This window comes from Leucobacter sp. 1207-22, from assembly GCF_052850455.1.
This window is the reverse complement of the sequence record NZ_VXCR01000008.1, coordinates 1-17661: the sequence shown is the minus strand read 5'-3', so window position 1 is coordinate 17661 and position 17661 is coordinate 1. Positions and strand designations below refer to the sequence as shown.

The 17661-nt window shown below is 61.1% G+C and carries 14 protein-coding genes, 2 tRNA genes and 1 pseudogene; 11 read left to right on the top strand and 6 right to left on the bottom strand.

Annotated elements, in window-relative coordinates; translation table 11 throughout:
• Positions 1-75 precede the first annotated feature (75 nt).
• Positions 76-1371 (bottom strand): MFS transporter, encoded by a 1296-nt coding sequence (locus tag FW756_RS11565; RefSeq protein ID WP_446430309.1) that lies wholly within the window; start codon positions 1369-1371, stop codon positions 76-78.
• Positions 1372-1637: 266 nt separating this feature from the next.
• Here FW756_RS11565 and FW756_RS11560 point away from each other — a divergent pair, with 266 nt between their 5' ends.
• The 8 genes from FW756_RS11560 (at position 1638) to FW756_RS11525 (ending at position 11836) form a co-directional block, all read left to right on the top strand.
• The gene (locus tag FW756_RS11560; protein WP_446430308.1) at positions 1638-3836 is read left to right on the top strand and encodes an ATP-dependent Clp protease ATP-binding subunit; all 2199 of its coding nucleotides are present in this window, start codon (positions 1638-1640) and stop codon (positions 3834-3836) included.
• Positions 3837-3934: 98 nt separating this feature from the next.
• Positions 3935-4390, top strand: a complete 456-nt coding sequence (locus FW756_RS11555) for a hypothetical protein (protein WP_446430307.1) — start codon at positions 3935-3937, stop codon at positions 4388-4390.
• Positions 4391-4482: 92 nt separating this feature from the next.
• The gene (locus FW756_RS11550; RefSeq protein ID WP_446430306.1) at positions 4483-7440 is read left to right on the top strand and encodes an adenosylhomocysteinase; all 2958 of its coding nucleotides are present in this window, start codon (positions 4483-4485) and stop codon (positions 7438-7440) included.
• Between the two features lie 93 nt (positions 7441-7533).
• Positions 7534-7965 (top strand): cupin domain-containing protein, encoded by a 432-nt coding sequence (locus tag FW756_RS11545; RefSeq protein ID WP_446430305.1) that lies wholly within the window; start codon positions 7534-7536, stop codon positions 7963-7965.
• 56 nt (positions 7966-8021) lie between these two features.
• Positions 8022-8858, top strand: coding sequence for an ABC transporter substrate-binding protein (locus FW756_RS11540; RefSeq protein ID WP_446430304.1), 837 nt, complete (start codon positions 8022-8024; stop codon positions 8856-8858).
• Positions 8859-8871: 13 nt separating this feature from the next.
• Positions 8872-9747, top strand: coding sequence for an amino acid ABC transporter permease (locus FW756_RS11535; RefSeq protein ID WP_446430303.1), 876 nt, complete (start codon positions 8872-8874; stop codon positions 9745-9747).
• Positions 9744-10499 (top strand): amino acid ABC transporter ATP-binding protein, encoded by a 756-nt coding sequence (locus FW756_RS11530; RefSeq protein WP_446430302.1) that lies wholly within the window; start codon positions 9744-9746, stop codon positions 10497-10499. Before FW756_RS11535 ends, FW756_RS11530 begins: the two co-directional genes overlap by 4 nt.
• Before the next feature lie 107 nt (positions 10500-10606).
• Positions 10607-11836 carry a multidrug effflux MFS transporter gene (locus FW756_RS11525; RefSeq protein ID WP_446430301.1) on the top strand — a complete coding sequence of 410 codons (1230 nt, stop codon included), beginning with the start codon at positions 10607-10609 and terminating at the stop codon, positions 11834-11836.
• On the opposite strand, the gene FW756_RS11520 is transcribed toward FW756_RS11525, so the two are convergent.
• Both FW756_RS11520 and FW756_RS11515 read right to left on the bottom strand, forming a co-directional pair.
• Complete coding sequence (locus FW756_RS11520; RefSeq protein ID WP_446430300.1) at positions 11833-12864, bottom strand: threonine aldolase family protein; 1032 nt, start codon at positions 12862-12864, stop codon at positions 11833-11835. The genes FW756_RS11525 and FW756_RS11520 overlap by 4 nt on opposite strands.
• A gap of 48 nt (positions 12865-12912) precedes the next feature.
• Positions 12913-13392, bottom strand: a complete 480-nt coding sequence (locus FW756_RS11515) for a hypothetical protein (RefSeq protein WP_446430299.1) — start codon at positions 13390-13392, stop codon at positions 12913-12915.
• 287 nt (positions 13393-13679) lie between these two features.
• On the opposite strand from FW756_RS11515, the gene FW756_RS11510 reads away from it, so the two are divergent.
• From FW756_RS11510 to FW756_RS11500, 3 genes and pseudogenes are all read left to right on the top strand, one after another.
• A tRNA-Thr gene (locus tag FW756_RS11510) sits at positions 13680-13751 on the top strand.
• 29 nt (positions 13752-13780) lie between these two features.
• Positions 13781-13854: transfer RNA gene (locus FW756_RS11505), tRNA-Met, on the top strand.
• Positions 13855-14280: 426 nt separating this feature from the next.
• Positions 14281-15448: pseudogene (locus FW756_RS11500) on the top strand (IS3 family transposase).
• 30 nt (positions 15449-15478) lie between these two features.
• Here FW756_RS11500 and FW756_RS11495 read toward each other — a convergent pair.
• The 3 genes from FW756_RS11495 to FW756_RS11485 all read right to left on the bottom strand — a co-directional run.
• Positions 15479-16549: an HTTM domain-containing protein gene (locus FW756_RS11495; RefSeq protein ID WP_446430298.1), complete on the bottom strand. Its 1071-nt coding sequence runs from the start codon at positions 16547-16549 to the stop codon at positions 15479-15481.
• Complete coding sequence (locus FW756_RS11490; protein WP_446430297.1) at positions 16546-17277, bottom strand: DUF5819 family protein; 732 nt, start codon at positions 17275-17277, stop codon at positions 16546-16548. Before FW756_RS11490 ends, FW756_RS11495 begins: the two co-directional genes overlap by 4 nt.
• A gap of 188 nt (positions 17278-17465) precedes the next feature.
• On the bottom strand, positions 17466-17661 hold a 196-nt coding region (locus FW756_RS11485), incomplete at its 5' end, for an LPXTG cell wall anchor domain-containing protein (protein ID WP_446430296.1).

The window sequence follows — 17661 nt, the reverse complement described above, 5'->3', positions numbered from 1 at the left end:
ACACAAACGCAAACACTGCAAAGGGGGCGGGCATCTGGAATCCCAGACGCCCGCCCCCTTTGTGCGCCTAGAACCCTACGCCCGCAACTCGCTCGCGCGCCCGAACACCATTCGCTCACGCATGAGCGAGACGCCAGCCGCGGTCTGCGTGAGAGTTGCGACGAGCACAACGACGAGCGGGAGCCACCAATTGCCACCCACCTGGTAGAGCCAGCCGAAGAGCACCGGTGCGATGCCCGCGATGAGGTAGCCGAGCGACTGTGACATGCCTGATGTGGCCGCCGCGACATTGGCGGTTCCTGAGCGCTGCACGACCATGGTGAGGGCGACGCTGAGTGATGATCCTGTCATGAATCCGCTCACCGCGAGCAGTGGAACGAACACGCTGGGTGCCCCGATGAACCCGAGCGCGCAGAGCGCCATGATGAAGGGCAGCAAGGGCGGGTAGATCTTCCGCATCTTTCCGCGCCAGATGAACGGTGTGACGAACGAGCCGATCATTCCGCTCATGTGGTAGACCATGATGTGCGCGCCTGCGGCGATCGCTGTCGTCCCGCGCGACATATCGACTGATACGAGCCAGGTCGCCCAGGTATAGAACGTGGCCGACTGGCATCCCATGTAGATCGCGATGGTCCACGCGACTCGGTCGGTCCAGACGCGCAGTCCAAGCTTTGACTCTGGGGCGGCGGATCGGGCGGCAGCTGCGTCGGCGGATCCGGGATCCGAGCCCGCCCCAACGTCTGCGCGTGCACGCTCGCTCTTGGTGCGAACGCGCGAGGCGAACACCCACAGGATGAGCGCGGGGAACGCCAGCAGGCCCGTCGCAAGGAGCGCGATGCGCCACCCGAGCGGTTCGCCCGAGGCGGGTGTGAAGTGGGAAATCGGTGCGACGATGCCGGCTCCGATTGCCGCGGCACCACTGAGGAGAGCAGAGTAGATGCCCATCATGAGTGGAACGCGAGGCCCGAAGTCGCGTTTGATCGTTGCGGGGAGCAAGACATTGCCGACGGCGAGGGAGGCACCGAGGAGGACGGTTCCGGCCCAGATGTTGATGGGGGAGCCGGGAATCACGCGCCAGACGTTTGCGAGTGTCAGCGCGAGCAGCGCCCAGCTCACCGCGCGGTCGATGCCGACCTTAGCGGCGAACGACTGTGCGAGCGGCGAGAAAGCAGCCCAACTGAAGAGGGGGATCGACGCGAGCAGGCCCAGTACCGCTGGGCTGCCGCCTTCGGTCTCGGCAATCTCGTCGAGCAACGGACCGACGCCTGTGATGGTCATGCGAAGGTTGAGCGCGACGAGGCAGACTGCGGCGATGAGCAGGATCCAGGTGGCGCGGCTGTGAGTCGGAGTTTGGGCCGCGTTTGTCATAGACGGCCACTCTATCCCGAACGCGAAAGGTGGAACGAGAACTAGCAAGCGCACGAACACGGCGCAGAGCTGCACGGCACATTCAGGGTTGCGCACAGCGCGAAGTGGGAGTTAGCTCAGAGTGAACAGAGGGCAAATGATGTGCTCCGATCTGGCATTTTTCCAAACCTTTCGATAAACTTGAGTCAATCAAGCTCAAGTTTGAGCACGCGCGTCGATGTGACCGCGATCCGCCCGCAGACCCACGACAGCATTGAAGGAGCGACATGCAGGCAAATTGGACCCCGGCCCAGGGTGAAGAAGGACAGAGCGCCCTCGAACAGTTCGGTGTGAATCTGACGGAGGTCGCGCGCTCGGGCAAGCTCGACCCGGTGATCGGTCGAGACGCTGAGATTCGTCGCGTGAGCCAGGTGCTTACTCGACGAACAAAGAACAACCCCGTACTCATCGGTGAGCCCGGCGTCGGCAAGACTGCCGTGGTCGAAGGTCTCGCGCAGCGCATCGTCGCCGGTGACGTTGCTGAGTCTTTGAAAGACAAAGAGCTCATCAGCCTCGACATCTCGGCACTCATCGCCGGTGCGAAGTACCGCGGTGAATTTGAAGAGCGCATGAAGGCAGTGCTGCAGGAGATCAAAGAGTCTGACGGCAAGATCATCACCTTCATTGATGAGCTGCACACGCTCATGGGTGCTGGTGGAGGTGAGTCTTCGGTCGCGGCATCACAGATGCTGAAGCCGATGCTTGCCCGCGGCGAACTGCGCCTCATTGGCGCAACGACGCTTGACGAGTACCGCGAGTACATCGAGAAGGATGCCGCGCTCGAGCGCCGCTTCCAGCAGGTGTACGTCGGTGAGCCAGCCGTTGAAGACACCATTGCGATTCTGCGCGGCCTGAAGGAACGTTACGAAGCGCACCACAAGGTGACGATTGCTGACTCCGCACTTGTTGCTGCGGCTTCGCTGTCTGACCGGTACATCACCTCGCGTCAGCTGCCTGATAAGGCGATCGACCTGATCGATGAGGCCGCATCACGCCTGCGTATGGAGATTGACTCGGCCCCGATGGAAATCGATGAGCTGCGTCGCGCGGTTGATCGGTTGAAGCTCGAAGAACTCGCGCTCAAGAAGGAGAAGGACGACGCTTCCAAGGAGCGTCTCGCAAAGCTGCGCGCTGACCTCGCAGTCAAGGAGACCGAACTTGGTGGCCTTGAAGCTCGGTGGGAACGCGAGCGTGCCTCGCTGAACCGCGTGGGTGAGCTGCGTGAGAAGCTCGACCGCATGCGCATGGACGCCGAGCGTGCTCAGCGCGAGGGCAACCTGGAGCGTGCGTCGAAGCTGTTGTACGGCGAGATTCCGGTCATCGAGAAGCAGCTGGCTGAAGCAGAGCAGGCCGAGGCTGCCGACACCGTTGACGGTGAACCGCGCATGGTGAATGACCAGGTCACCGACGAAGACATTGCGAACGTCGTTGCCGCATGGACGGGCATTCCTGTTGGCCGCCTCATGCAGGGTGAGACAGAGAAACTGCTCGCGCTCGAATCCGAGCTGGGCAAGCGTCTCATCGGCCAAAGCGATGCGGTCACCGCGGTGGCAGATGCGGTGCGTCGTACCCGCGCTGGTATTGCTGACCCGAACCGGCCGACTGGTTCGTTCCTCTTCCTCGGCCCAACCGGTGTTGGTAAGACAGAGCTCGCGAAGGCGCTCGCAGAGTTCCTCTTCGACGACGAGCACGCCATGGTGCGTATCGACATGAGCGAGTACGGCGAGAAGCATTCGGTCTCGCGTCTTGTCGGTGCCCCTCCAGGGTATGTCGGGTACGAGCAGGGTGGTCAGCTTACCGAGGCAGTCCGCCGTCGCCCGTACTCGGTCGTGCTGCTCGACGAGGTTGAGAAGGCTCACCCCGAGGTCTTCGATGTTCTCCTGCAGGTGCTTGATGATGGTCGTTTGACCGACGGTCAGGGGCGCACGGTTGACTTCCGTAACGTGATCCTGATCCTCACATCGAACCTGGGAAGCCAGTACCTCGTAGACCCTGATTTGCAGTGGAGCGAGAAGGAGAGCGCCGTTCGCGAGACCGTGCGCCGCGCCTTCAAGCCCGAGTTCATCAACCGCCTCGACGAGATGGTCATCTTCCACCCGCTGTCGCGCGAAGATCTCGCGCAGATTGTTGGGCTGTCGGTCGACCGTCTTCAGGCACGGTTGGCGGATCGACGCCTCACTGTTGGCGTCACCCCTGCTGCACGGCAGTGGTTGGCGGATCGCGGATACGACCCCGTCTACGGTGCACGTCCGCTGCGTCGCCTCATGCAGACCGAGATCGACGACCGCCTTGCGCGGGCGATCCTCTCGGGCACCGTGCGTGATGGTGATGCGGTCCGCATGGACGTTGCTGCTGATGGCAACAGCCTCGAACTCACCAATGAGGGAGCGCCGACCGTCGGGTCGAGCTTCGGCGAGGAGTACTAGCCAACCGGCAACCCGTGTGAGCGGGAAAGACACAGCACCCAGGGGTGGCGTAAAGCTCGCCCCTGGGTGTGCCATTTACGGCGTAGGGAGGCCGCCAAATGACACAGGTTCCGTATCTCGTGCAGTCTGACGGCACCTTCGTTGGTGTGCAACCGACTGCAGGAGCAACCGGTTGGATGTGGGGGAGCCAGCCGCCCACCGATGCAGAAGTTGAGCGCCGTGACTCAATGATTCGGGAAGGCACGTTGAGGGTGCTGCGGTTCACCCCTGCGCACGGAAACGTTTGGCCGCTGTGGGAAAACGGAGTCGGTCCGGTTGAGCCCTTTGAATTCGGGCTGAGCACCACGCTTACGCAAGAACTCAGACCTTGGTGCAAGCGTTGGCAGGTAGTAGCGGATGCTCAGATCAATGAAACGGAGAAACTTGGCGAGACACCGCTTCTTGATGACGAATGGTTTGAGATGGGCGAAGGACTCTGCAGACGTCTTGCTGCCGAAGTCTGGGACGGTGCCGCCGTCATGCCTGGATTTCGGAGCTATTGGTCAGAGATCTAGCGCTGAACGTGTGACTGTGCCTGAACGTACCTGTCGCTCACCCCAACTGAGTACCCAGCATGAAGCGGGACTCACCCTGAGAGAATAGAAGGGTGAGTCCCGCTTCTGATGTGTACCGTGCCGAGCGACTGATCGCTCGGTTTAATCGTTCAACGAACCGTTTGATCGCAGGCACCCGCATCGGTGTCATGCGTGAGACAACTGCGCCTGGCATGACCGCGACGCTGCAGCAGATGCTCGCAAACATGGGGGCGCGCGTGACGGTGCTTGAGCAGGGAGTGCCGGTTCCTCACGATGTTGAAGTCGTGTTTGCAGCCGATGCGTCAGCGTTGCCCACAGGCAGCACAGCAATCACAGCCGACGAGGCAGCCCCGATCTGCATCGCAGAGGGTGCAGCCCCCGTCGGCCCGGCAGCCACCGCAACAGCGGGGGATTCGCTCGCGAAGCGCGGTGCCGCGCGGATCGAGTGGTCGCACAAGTACATGCCGATCACACGGGAGCTTGCAGAAGAGTTTGCAGCGAGCGGGGATCTGCGCGGCGTACGCATTGGTGTCGTGCTCGTGCTTGAGCCGAAGACCGCTGTGCTCGTACTTGAGCTTGCGCGGGCCGGTGCCGATGTGCGCGTCTTCGCGCCAGCAAACGAGGTCGACCCCGAAGCGGCAGCGGCGCTGCGTGCCCGCGGCATCGTTGTGCTCGCAAGCGACGACGCTGACGCCGAACACGAGGCAGAACAGGCGCGCGATCTCATTCGCTGGAAGCCGCAGCTCCTCATCGACGACGGCGCCCACCTCATTCGTCTCGCTCACCTCATGCCAGAGGCCCGTGCATCACTGCGCGGAGCGGCTGAAGAAACGACGAGCGGTGTGCGTCCGCTTCGCCACATGCACGCAGACGGCAAGCTCGAGATCCCTGTCGTCCCGGTGAATGACTCCGCGGTCAAGACACTCTTCGACAACCTGCATGGCACCGGGCAGACGTGTGTCTTCGCAATCGTCGATGAGCTTGAGACGCTCCGCGAGATCCGCCGAATGCCGGTACCCCAGACTGCAGAGTCAACCTGGCTCGTGCTTGGGTACGGCCCGGTCGGCGCTGGCGTTGCCCGGCACGCGCGTGCGCTGGGCGCAAAGGTCGTCATCGCAGAGCTCGATACCGTTCGCGCACTCACCGCAGAGGCCGACGGATACGATGTCGCGCTCGCCGCAGATGCGGCCGCGATTGCAGATGTCATCGTTTCGGCGTCGGGTGTCCCTGGCACGGTCGACCTCCCACTCGCTCGTCATGCTCGCCCGGGCACCGTCTTCGCGGTGGCGGGCGGCGTCGACGCCGAGGTCGACTTCGAAGACCGGCCGATGCATGATCTAACGCCCCAGATCAGCACGATCGATGTTGGCGTTGCAGGCGCCGCGCACGAGGTCATCATCTTGGCCCATGGATACGGCGTGAACTACACGGCGAGCGGTGGCAACCCCATCGAAATCATGGACCTCTCGTTCGCAGCGCAGCTTGCCGCGCTGCGCCAGCTTCTCGACATGGGCGCGCTCGGCGATGCTCGGCTCGCGCCAGGCATCTTCCCGCTTTCTGGCGACCAAGAACAGCGCATTGCCCGTCTCGCGCTCGCAACGCACGGCAGCACGGTCGACACGAAGAACGCCGCCCAGGAGCACGCGGCTGCCGACTGGCGCAATCAGCGCTACCAAGCGCAGACCGTCCAGAGCGATGGGGGCGCGGATCGCGCAGCATCAGCCCAGCAGGCCGGCAAGCCAGCTCAGGCGGTTGAGACCCCGACGGTGACCGTGTACAGCGCAGACCTGGTGATTCCAGTGACCGGTCCGCGCATTGTGAACGGCGCTGTCGCGGTGCGCGGAGACCGCATCATGCACGTGGGCGATCGCGGCTGGGTCGTGCAGTCACTGCGCGAGAACGGCATCGACTTTGCCGAGGAACACTGGGCCGGAGTACTCACTCCCGGTCTCGTGAACGGCCACACCCATCTGCAGTACACGGGCATGGCTGAGGTTGCAAAGCGCACCTACAACGGTTTTGATGACTGGTCTGTCGCGTTTGATACGGTCTATGAGGGCCGCACGCATGACTGGGGCGCAGCGGCAGCTCGCGGCGCGAAGCTCGCGTTCGCAAGCGGCACGACCGCAGCTGCCGATGTCGTGACCGACACCGCAGCGGCCTCTGCACTGCACGACGCTGGCATGCACGGCATCGCGTACTGGGAGGTCATGGGTTGGAGCAACGACGAGTGGCAGCAGACCGGCCGTGACCAAACTGCGCTCCAGCTCGACACGATGCCAGCGACCCCCGGTGTTGGCGTCTCTCCCCACGCACCCTATTCGCTTGAAGTGCAGCCGCTGCTTGATGTTCCAGACCTCGTGCGCGGCCGTGGCATGCGCCTGCACATTCACCTCGCCGAAGCGCACATGGAACTCGAACACCAGTCGAACCATGATGAGTGGGCCGAGATGGGCGCTGAAAGTTTCCGCGCGCTGCGTCACCGCGGCGTCGGTGTGAGCTCGACCCAGTTCGTTGACCACCTGGGTGTGCTCGGACCTGACTGCCATATCGCACATGGCGTCTACATGACCGATCGTGACCGCTCGCTCTTGCGCGCACGAGGCACGTCGGTCGCGCTGTGCCCACGCTCGAATGAGGTCATTGGCCTCGACATGCCTCCCGTCGCGGCGTACCTGCGTGAGGGCAACCTCATCTGCGTCGGCACGGACTCGCTGTCTTCGTCGCCGTCGCTTGATCTACTCGCTGACGTTGCACTGCTGTACAAGATCGCGCGCGAGCAGGGCTACGGAGATCGCGACCTGCACCAGCGGCTGTTCAACGCGGTCACGCTCGGTGGCGCGACTGCCCTCGGGCTCGGTGTTGGCCCGCAGCGGATCGGCCAGCTCGCCGTCGGCGCCCTCGCAGATCTCGCGTTCTTCGACATTGACGCCGCTGATCCTGACGCAGCTCTCGCCGAACTCGTGGAAGCTGGCGCTGGTTCCTGTCGCCGCACGATCGTCGCCGGAGTCGAGCGGTTCCGCGCCTAAGTCCCCGCGGGCAGGTCATGCCCACACAGTATTTGCGGCCCGTGCCAAGGGATCCGCGCCCAGAAAACCAGACCACGAGAAAGAGTGCAGCACATGACTGATGCAGCGTACGACCCCATTGCAGCCCTCGGCCTTGAGCCTCACCCAGAGGGTGGCTACTACCGCCGCATGTACACGGCGACCGACGCAATCGATACTGCAGGAGGCCTGCGCCCAGCTGTGACGCTGATTCACTTCTGGCTGCCTGCGGGTGAACGCTCGGAATGGCACGTCGTAAGTTCCGATGAGATGTGGCTGTGGCACGGACCAGGCACGCTCGAACTGCAGTTCGGCGGAACGGGGGAACACCCGGTCGACGGTGAAAAGGTGCTGCTCGGAGCCCCGGGAACTCCGGGTGCTCAGCAGCAGGTACTCGTGCCAGCAGGGGTCTGGCAGCGCACCAATCCCGGTGCAGAAAATGTGCTCGTGAGCTGCATGGTTACGCCAGGTTTCGACTTTGCGGACTGGCGTCTCGAGACCGAGTAGAATTGACGATTAGCGCGCATATCCGCAGCTGCGCGCCAGAACCTTTGGAGACACCAGTGAACCGCAAGTTCCTTCGTCGCTCGTCCGCTGTCGCGGGCGCGCTCGCAGCACTGCTCGCACTCTCATCGTGTGCATCGGCCGAGACCGCACCCGAGACCACCAACGGTCTCGAGACCGTCACCCCGGGCAAGCTCACCATTGCCACCGGCAACCCGGCATACTCGCCGTGGGTTGAGAACGATGACCCCGAGTCAGGCGAAGGCCTTGAAGCAGCAGTTGCATACGCTGTCGCTGACGAGCTGGGCTTCGCGAAGGAAGATGTGGTGTGGATCCGCACCCCCTTCGACACCGCGATTGCACCGGGCCCGAAGGACTTCGACTTTAACCTGCAGCAGTACTCGGCAACGCCTGAGCGCGAGAACGCGGTTGACTTCTCGACTCCGTACTACGAGACTACACAGGCTGTGGTGACGACCGAAGGCTCGAAGGCTGACGGCGCTACCGCACTCGCAGACCTCAAGCCACTGAAGATCGGTGTTGCCGCAGGTTCGACCTCGATCAACACCGTGAAGAACGAGCTCGGCACCGACCCCCAGATCTTCAACAGCAACGAAGATGCCGTCCAGGCACTCGTTGTTGGCAACATTGACGCGCTCGTCACCGACCTGCCCACCGCGTTCTACAACGCGTACGCAGTGCTCGATAACGGCAAGCTCGTTGGCCAGATCGACACCGACGAAGCAGGCGACCAGTTCGCACTGCTGCTTGCGAAGGATTCACCGTTGACCGCTCCGGTCAGCAAGGCTGTTGACACCTTGCGCGACAACGGCACGCTCGATGAGCTGGCACAGAAGTGGATCGCCGACAACGGTGGCGTTCCCGTACTGAAGTAAGGCGAATACTTCTGTGACAGCAGTAACGCCTAGCGTTCACGACGCCCGACCCGAACCCAGCGCGGTAGAGGTCGGGCGTCGTGCGTACCGTCGTAAGCAGAGCACGAAGTCACTCGCGATCAGCCTCGTCAGCACGCTCGTGTTTGCCGCGGTCGTGTGGATCGTGCTCGTCAATAGCCCCGGTTGGGAAGACGTCAAGAAGTCTTTCTTCGACTGGGATGTCGCGGTCAGTTCAGCTCCAGAGATCCTGAAGGGTCTGTGGCTGAACATTCAGGTGCTGTTCTTCACCTCGATCCTCGTTGCGATCTTCGGCTCGCTGCTCGCCGTTGCACGTACGCTCAAGGGAGCCGTGTTCACCCCGATCCGTTTGGGTGCGGCGTTGTACACCGATTTCTTCCGCGGTATTCCCGTGCTGCTCGTGCTCTACTTGGTCGGCTTCGGTCTGCCTGGTCTCGGGTTCGTTGGCAAGATGCCGATGCAGTTCTGGGGTGCGATTGCTCTCACTCTGACGTACTCGTCGTACGTTGCTGAGGTGCTGCGTGCTGGAATTGAAGCGGTGCACCCGTCGCAGCGCATGGCCGCACGGTCGCTCGGTCTGAGCCACTCGAAGACGCTGCGTCTTGTGGTCATGCCGCAGGCCGTCCGCAAGGTTACGCCAGCGCTCATGAACGACTTCGTGTCGATGCAGAAAGACGTCGGCCTGATCTCGGTGCTCGGCGCAGTTGATGCGATCCGCGCCGCCCAGATTGAAGTCGCAGGTATCTACAACTTCACGCCATACGTCGTCGCCGGTATCTTCTTCGTGCTGCTGTCGTGGCCGATGATCCGCGTCACTGACTGGTACACCGCACGCGCACAGCGCCGCGAGCAGATTGGTGGTCAGGTATGAGTGCCGACAACACGGCAACGCCCGTACTCAGCGTTCGAGGCGTGCAGAAGTGGTTCGGCGAGACCCCGGTCTTGCGTGGCATCGATCTCGACGTCAAGGCCCACGAGGTCGTCGTGCTCATCGGCGCGAGTGGCTCTGGCAAGTCGACCCTGCTGAAGACCATCAACCTGCTTGAGCGAGTTGATGACGGTCAGATCTTCCTCGGTGACGAAGACATTACCGATCCTCGCGTCGACGTTGATAGCGTGCGCGCACGGGTTGGCGTCGTCTTCCAGCACTACAACCTGTTCCCGCACCTCTCAGTGCTCGACAACGTCACCCTCGCAAGCCGCAAGGTGTTCGGCGTCTCGAAGCGCGACGCAGAGCAGCGCGGTATGGAACTCCTTGAGCGCATCGGTCTCGGTGCGAAGGCGAAGGAATACCCTGATCGACTCTCTGGTGGTCAGCAGCAGCGTGTGGCGATCGTGCGTGCGCTCGCGACTGATCCGCGCCTGCTCTTGCTCGATGAGATTACGAGTGCGCTTGACCCACAGCTCGTGGGCGAGGTGCTCGATCTCGTCGGCGAACTGAAGCAGTCGGGCTCGACCATTGTCATGGCGACCCACGAGATGTCGTTTGCGCGCAAGGTCGCAGACCGCGTGGTGTTCCTCTCGAAGGGACGCCTGATCGAATCGGGTACCCCCGAGCAGATCTTCGATAATCCGCAGCACCCCGAGACGAAGGAATTCCTCTCGCGAGTTGCCGGGCTGTAATTCGTTCGCAGCCTTGTGAGCGCCCCGCATGCCAACCGGTGTGTGGGGCGCTTTCATATGTGACAGGCCTGCTGCGGCCCGAACGATCCCTGCGATAGCCTGGAATGATGATCGGACGCAGCGCTGCCCCTCAGGCGGGACGTATTACCCCGGGGTTGATGCTCGTTCTCGGATACATCTCGATGGCCGGTTCGCTGTCAACCGATCTGTACCTGCCAGCGTTCCCGAGCATCACTGACGCGTTCGGCGTAGGCGCTTCTGGCGCACAATTGACCCTGACCGCGTTCTTGGTCGGTGGCGCCTGCGGTCAGCTCATCATCGGGTCGATCTCGGATGCGCTCGGACGCCGGTTTACGCTACTCGTTGGGCTTGCGATCTTTGCGCTGTGCGGGGTCACGGTGGTCTTCAGCTTGTCGATTCAGATGTTCATCGCGGTGCGGTTCTTGCAAGGGCTTGCCGGTGCGGCAGGAACGGTGCTTGCGCGCGCGGTCATCTCTGACATCTCAGATCCGCGAAGCACAGCGAAGGCGTACAGCGTTCTGTTCGTGATCATTTCGTTCGGACCAGCGCTCGGCAACCCGATCGGTGCGTGGCTGACGCAGCTTGGCGGATGGCGTGCCCCAATGATCTGCCTCAGCCTGCTCTCAGTTGGCATGTTTGTTGCGGCGGCACTGCGGATCCCCGAGAGCCTCCCGCTCGACAAGCGCCAGCCGTTCGACGCGCGGGTGCTCGCGGGCAACATCGGCAGACTCGTGCGCAGGCCAGAGTTCATGGGCTTTGCGCTCGCATTCGGGCTCGGATACGCCGCGATGATGGTCTACATCAGCGCCTCGTCGTTCATCGCGCAGGGCATCTATGAGCTTTCGCCTGTGCAGTACTCGCTGATCTTCTCGTTTGGCTCGGTCACCTTCATGGTTGGTGCGCTGTTCAACGGGCGACTGGCTGGGCGGATCGGCCCCCACCGTTCACTCCGCGTCGGGCAATGCGTGCAAATGCTCATGATCACCACTGGTGCCTCGCTCGCACTGCTCGGCACCTTCCCATTGCCCGCATACGTTGCAATCATCGCGACCTTCACCTTCGCGACCGGCATGATCATGCCAGGCGCCTCGGCGCTCGCTGTTGGCCAGGCAGCTGGCATGGTTGGCGCGGGATCGTCAATCGTTGGCTTCGGTCAGTTTCTTTTTGGGGCGCTTGGCACCCCGCTCGGCAGCGTGTTTGGCACCGAGAGTGCGGCCCCGACCTTCCTCACGATGCTCGTGCTGTCTGTCGGGTCGTTCGTGATGGGCGGGATCGCGATCAGACGGCTCCCGAAGTTCATTGCGGAGTCGCGCTAGCTCGCCTGACCCACGAATGCCGCCAGCAGCGCATCAACGTCGGCCTCGGTCGTGTCGAAGGCGCACATGAGGCGGTAAAGATCCGGAGCGCCGCCTGGCCAGCCGCCAAACGCGAATGCTTGCTGGCCGCGCGCTGCCATCTCGGCGGGAAGATGCGCGAACACGGTGTTGGATTCCACTGCGTGCGCGATCCGCGCCCCTGGGATCGCAGCGAGGCCGTCAGCGAGGCGCACGGCCATTGCGTTTGCATGCGATGCGGATCGTCGCCACAGATCACCCTCGTACAGCGCAAGCAGCTGCGCCGAGACGAATCGCATCTTTGAGCCAAGCTGCAAGTTGATCTTGCGGAGGTGGGGGAGGCCGGGCGCGGATCCGGGTCGCAGCACGACGACAGCCTCGGCCCCGAGGAGGCCGTTCTTCGTGCCACCGAGGCTGAGGATATCGACACCAGCGTCGGTCGTCAGCTCTGCGAGTGATGTGCCCAGGAACGCCGCCGCATTGCCCAGGCGTGAACCGTCGAGGTGCAGCAGCATGTTGTGCTTGTGCGCGAAGTCAGCGAGCGCGCGGATCTCGGCGGCGGTGTAGACCGTGCCAAACTCTGTCGACTGCGAGATCGAAATGACCGAGGGCTCTGCGCGGTGAGGGCTGCCGAATCCCCACGCCTCACGAGCGGCCAGCTCAGGAGTGAGCTTGCCGTCGGGCGTATCGACGGTGAGAAGCTTCAGCCCGCCCGTCTTCTCAGGCGCGCCCGTTTCATCGGTCGAAATGTGCGCGGTACGGGCGCAGATGATCGCACCCCAACGCGGTGATGCGGCCTGGAGCGAGAGCACATTTGCGCCGGTGCCGTTGAGCACCGGGAACGCCACGGCATCGGCTCCGAAGAGCTGCTGTGCGAGGCCCTGGAAGCGTGCTGTCCACTCATCGCCACCGTAAGCGGGCTGATGGCCAACGTTTGCCTCGGCAATCGCGGTGAGAACTTCGGGATGGATGCCTGCCCAGTTATCGGACGCGAAAGAATGAGTGCTCATTGCTTCAGCGTACGCCTCTTGGGCGCGGCCGCGCGCGGCCTTCGCGACTTAAGCGAGCGGGTGCTTGGGCATCTCGCCCTCGCCCGGGTAATACTCTTCGTCTTCGGTGCGCTTGTCACGTGAATCGGTGAACGCAAATCCGATTGCGATGCCAGCGATCGTGAAGGCGATGATGCCGAGTGGGTTGCACAGCGCAATCGACATGCCAATCGACAGACCGCCACCAGATGCGGGGCTCACGATCGAGACGAGCTCGCCAGCGACCTCGTTCGGCACAGTGAGGCCAAACCCGATCGCGCTCACCCACGACAGAATCAGTGCGACGATCGTGCTGCGGCTCGTCCGCTTGCCCTTTGCCTCAGTGACGCGCAGGCGCTGCACAAACCACAGCTGCAGTGCTGCGTATGTGAGGCCGATGCAGGGAAGGTACCACCACGTCAGCGGGCCACCGATGCCGAACGCCCAGTGGCTCAGCGACATCCAGGCCGCCAAGACCAGACCGATCGTGGTCACGACTGCATTCTTCACGGTGTGGGCTCCTTTGAGGTGGGGCTGCGATGTTTCGTCTCCTTAGATCGTAGGCGATCGGGGCGCATGATCGGTCGCTGCGGGGCGCGGATCGGAGCCGCCGCGAAACCGAGCAAGACTCCTCGGGGAGATGGGCCCCGCTGGGTCTCTGAAAGTGGCCGATCGACACGCCCGCATGTCACCCTAGATCCCAGTGATAGAGCCAAACTCGCGCAGTTTGTGGCGCTCGATTTGCAAGGCCTCAAAATCTCTTGGTACTGTATAACGGTTGTCGCAGAGACAACGACGCCCCGATAGCTCAGTGGTAGAGCACTTCCATGGTAAGGAAGGGGTCGCCAGTTCAATCCTGGCTCGGGGCTCTGACTCTTTTGGTCTTCGGGCCAAGTATGGCTGAGTAGCTCAGCTGGTTAGAGCGCACGACTCATAATCGTGAGGTCGCGGGATCGAGTCCCGCCTCAGCTACGAAGAGTCGCACAAAACCCCCGCTTATGGCGGGGGTTTTGTTGTAGATGGAGAATGCTGATGGAAGTTCCGGCAGCGCTGATACGCGTGTGCTGATGTTGCTCTATCGGTCTCCCTAGTCCGATTCTGGCCGACAGCCAGCGCCGTCACGGTTGTGCCGTGCGTGGCTCAAATGGCTGGTGGAATCCAGTGTTTGTACATTTCTTGCACACGCTTGCTTGGTGCTCGCCTGCCGGTTCAGGGTCAGCTACAGAACTGAAAAGCTCTGTTCGGTCTATATGTTCAGAGAGAACGGAACCGGTCTTGTTGCGATTCCATTAACTTGTAGCGAGATGGTGTGCTCGCCTGCGTAGTACGTTCGGGTCTGCTGCAAGAATTGGTGACATTCGACATGGCTAGTTTCGGCTGGCCTGGAAGGATGAACCTATGCCTCCTCGTTACCCGAAAGAGTTCCGTGATGACGTCATCCGGATCGCGATAAATCGCGGCCCGGAAGTGACACTCGCGCAGATCGCGAAGGACTTCGGAATCCACGTTGGAACGCTCGATAAATGGCTTCGAGAGGAACGCGTCGAACAGGGCCAGAACCCTGGCGTGACCCGGCCTGAGAATGCTGAGCTGCGTGAGCTTCGTAAACGGAACAAGCTCCTTGAGTAAGAAGTGGAAGTGCTTCGTCGTGCGGCCGCGTATCTCTCGCAGGCGCACCTGCCGGGACAGGCTCTCCCCGCTCGTGAAAGAGCTCGCCGGTGACGCGGTCCCTGTCGTGGTGTCGTGCCGGGTATTGAAGCTTTCCCGCTAGCCTTACTACCGCTGGCTCCGCAACCCAGTGCCTGAGCGTGACCTTACGCAGGCGTATCGCGCGAACGCGCTCTACGACGCCCACCTTGAAGACCCCGAGTTCGGGTACCGGTTCCTCGCAGACGAAGCGAAGAGCCTCGGCGAGCAGATGGCTAACAGAACTGCGTGGCGGCTTTGTCGTGATCAGCAGTGGTGGTCAGCGTTTGGGAAGAAGAAAACACGAGGGAAGAGCAGAAAGCCCGGCCCGCCCGTGCGTGACCACCTGGTGCAGCGCGAGTTCGTGGCCGCTACCCCGAACGAGTTATGGCTTTCGGACATCACCGAGCATTGGACGGGTGAAGGCAAGCTCTACCTGTGCGCGGTGAAAGACGTGTAGTCGAACCGTATCGTGGGCTACTCCATCGACGCGCAAATGACCTCCTCGCTTGCGGTGACCGCGTTGAACAACGCCGTGCTTCGCCGCGGTGGCGTCGCAGGGTGTGTGCTGCACACGGATCGTGGGTCCCAGTTTCGAAGCCGGAAACTACAGCGCGCGCTCACCTGTCACAGGATGGCCGGCTCGATGGGGCGTGTGGGTGCTGCGGGCGATAACGCGGCAATGGAGTCGTTCTTTAGTCTGCTCCAGAAAAACGTCCTGAACCGAAAGACCTGAACGACTCGGGACAAGCTCCGGTCAGCAATCGTGGCATGGATCGAGCGCACCTATCATCGACGCCGCAGACAGGCCCGGTTGGGGCGCTTGACGCCGATCGAATACGAGACCATCATGAACAAACAGGTCGCACTCGCTGCCTAACCAAACTGTCACCTACACGTGCATCAGACCCTAGCCATCCTGGGACGACATTGAGTGTGCTTGCGCAGAGAGCGCACGGGTTCGCTCCTGCAGACGGATCCAAGTACGGTCGCGGATAAAGATAGAATCGATAGCTATCATTGTCAGCGAGAACCAGGGCAGACCCATCAGAATGGCGATACCGATGTGGAAGCTCAGAATCGCGAGGAGTCCGATTATTCGGGTTGGACGGCTCAATAGCATAAACACGAATGCGGCCTGAATGATGATAGACCCCCAGCTGGCAATCGTGACAGCAGGTCCCCAGTGGGTGGCTAGATCAGAGAGCACCGGCCATGTGCCGAATCGTTCGGTCTGTAGCGGGTTATATACCGCGTAACCGCCAGACCAGGGGCTGCCACCGGCTTTGTATAGCGCACCCGAAGCATAGACGAAGCAGACCTGTGCGGTGAGTGCAACGAGACCTAGATTATGCAGAAGATTGCCGATCTGCCTTGCCGGCGCCGAATCATCAACTGCAGGTCTGCGGTTACGTCTTCTAGCGTCCAAGGACCATCGAGCTGATGTATCCATAAAGAGCATGATCAGCATAGCGATTCGGAACATGTTGTCGCCCTGGTCACCGAGCATGTCGTTAGCTTCGATGAAAGACACCCACATGACGAAAAAGACCGGTAGTAGAACTTTTGATCGCCACCCCAAGACGACCAGGACAGCAAGCATGATGAGAACTACGTATAGCAGCGAATAAGCGATGTCGTTGGTGATCGCGCGATGAAAGATGCTGAACAGCCAGATCTTCGGGAATTCACTCTTAGCTTCGATAACTTCGCCATTCCAGACCGACCCAGACCCAAAGCTGTAAAGCCTCGTTGAATAGTTCGATAGAAGTAAGCCAAGTGCTGCGCTTCCCAAAAGAATCCGTGTCACCGAAATGCCATAGAGCGCCTTTCGAGAGTCAAGAAGCCAGGTCTCGATGAAGTTAATACTGGTGATCAACACACTCATAAAAGCGTTCTTCAAATGAGCGGTGAGTAACTTGAGGAAATTCAGAGCAGAGCGTATGCGCAAGCCTTCTGAGGGGGGCACAGGGTTAGTCATTGTTGAGCCCCTTCTGGGTGAATTTTCTTGTACTGACGCTGAAAGACATCGGCGAACGCCTTAGAGCTTTGCCCATCTCGTACGACAGTGCCACGCCACCCAACATCAACGTTCTGTACTGGTGGACGTTGTGCTTCAGGATCTAGACGTTTATCAAAAGGAACAATATTTTGCCGGGTGACATGATACTGCACGCGCAGAACGCTTTCTTCGCCCCACATCGCGTATGCAACTTGGGTTGCATACGCGAGAGCTTGTTGCTCTTTAGCTATGAAAGTGTCAACAACCTCTGGATCTCCGTATGACTTCATCTTCTCTTGAAGACGTTGGTTCCAGTCATCGGCGAAATAGTTGAGCCCCGCTATGACCTTGTGGTCAGCTGTGAGACTGTCAAAGGCGGTCTTGAGTTGGCTTGCTACTTCGTTACTGCCAATACCTGCACGTGGCGGAAACAGGTTGTACTGGATCATAGACAGTTCGACCTCGGTAGCATCGACCCATTCAGTGGTCTTTTCTGCTCCTTCGTTGTCGACGAGTGCTCGTACTTGGATTCGGTAGTCGCCATTGATGGGTTCTGGGGCGAATACGCTCCAGGATTGGCCGAACATGGGAAGCATGTAGCTACTGAGCGCGTTGCCAGGAGCCAGCTCTCGTATCGGTGCCGGAGGTGCGATCCAGAGAAAAGATGCAAATACATGCCAAGCGACAAAGAGTACAGCTGCGGTCATTGATCCCCGCACCATCAATGACCTGCGTTTAAGACGGGGTGAACTCATGGAACCTCTTTCATTGCAACACAACAGTGTGCTGTCTAAGCATCCAGCTTAGACAGCACACTGAAAGTGGTAAACAGAGTCCGTTGGCCGCGGTGCTAGAGTCTAGAACTTCGGCACCGCAGCCAACAAGGCCTCACCTATTAAACAGAAGGAGTTTCTGCTTGCCTTTTTACGCGTGCTGCTATGACTAGACCTGTACCAGCGACTAGCAGCAGAGCAATCCCCGCTAACACGGGCCAGTGGAGATTGTCACCGGTGGTTGCGAGACCGCCTGGTTTAGCGCCAACATTACCGCTAGCCGATCCGCTTGCGTTTGTACTCGCGGAGGCCTTCGAA

Bases quoted from the DNA above. Each gene is read 5' to 3' on its own strand.
- FW756_RS11565 (WP_446430309.1), bottom strand. From the start codon at position 1,371: ATGACAAACGCGGCCCAAACTCCGACTCACAGCCGCGCCACCTGGATC.
- FW756_RS11560 (WP_446430308.1), top strand. From the start codon at position 1,638: ATGCAGGCAAATTGGACCCCGGCCCAGGGTGAAGAAGGACAGAGCGCC.
- FW756_RS11555 (WP_446430307.1), top strand. From the start codon at position 3,935: ATGACACAGGTTCCGTATCTCGTGCAGTCTGACGGCACCTTCGTTGGT.
- FW756_RS11545 (WP_446430305.1), top strand. From the start codon at position 7,534: ATGACTGATGCAGCGTACGACCCCATTGCAGCCCTCGGCCTTGAGCCT.
- FW756_RS11530 (WP_446430302.1), top strand. From the start codon at position 9,744: ATGAGTGCCGACAACACGGCAACGCCCGTACTCAGCGTTCGAGGCGTG.
- FW756_RS11525 (WP_446430301.1), top strand. From the start codon at position 10,607: ATGATCGGACGCAGCGCTGCCCCTCAGGCGGGACGTATTACCCCGGGG.
- FW756_RS11520 (WP_446430300.1), bottom strand. From the start codon at position 12,864: ATGAGCACTCATTCTTTCGCGTCCGATAACTGGGCAGGCATCCATCCC.
- FW756_RS11495 (WP_446430298.1), bottom strand. From the start codon at position 16,549: ATGACTAACCCTGTGCCCCCCTCAGAAGGCTTGCGCATACGCTCTGCT.
- FW756_RS11490 (WP_446430297.1), bottom strand. From the start codon at position 17,277: ATGACCGCAGCTGTACTCTTTGTCGCTTGGCATGTATTTGCATCTTTT.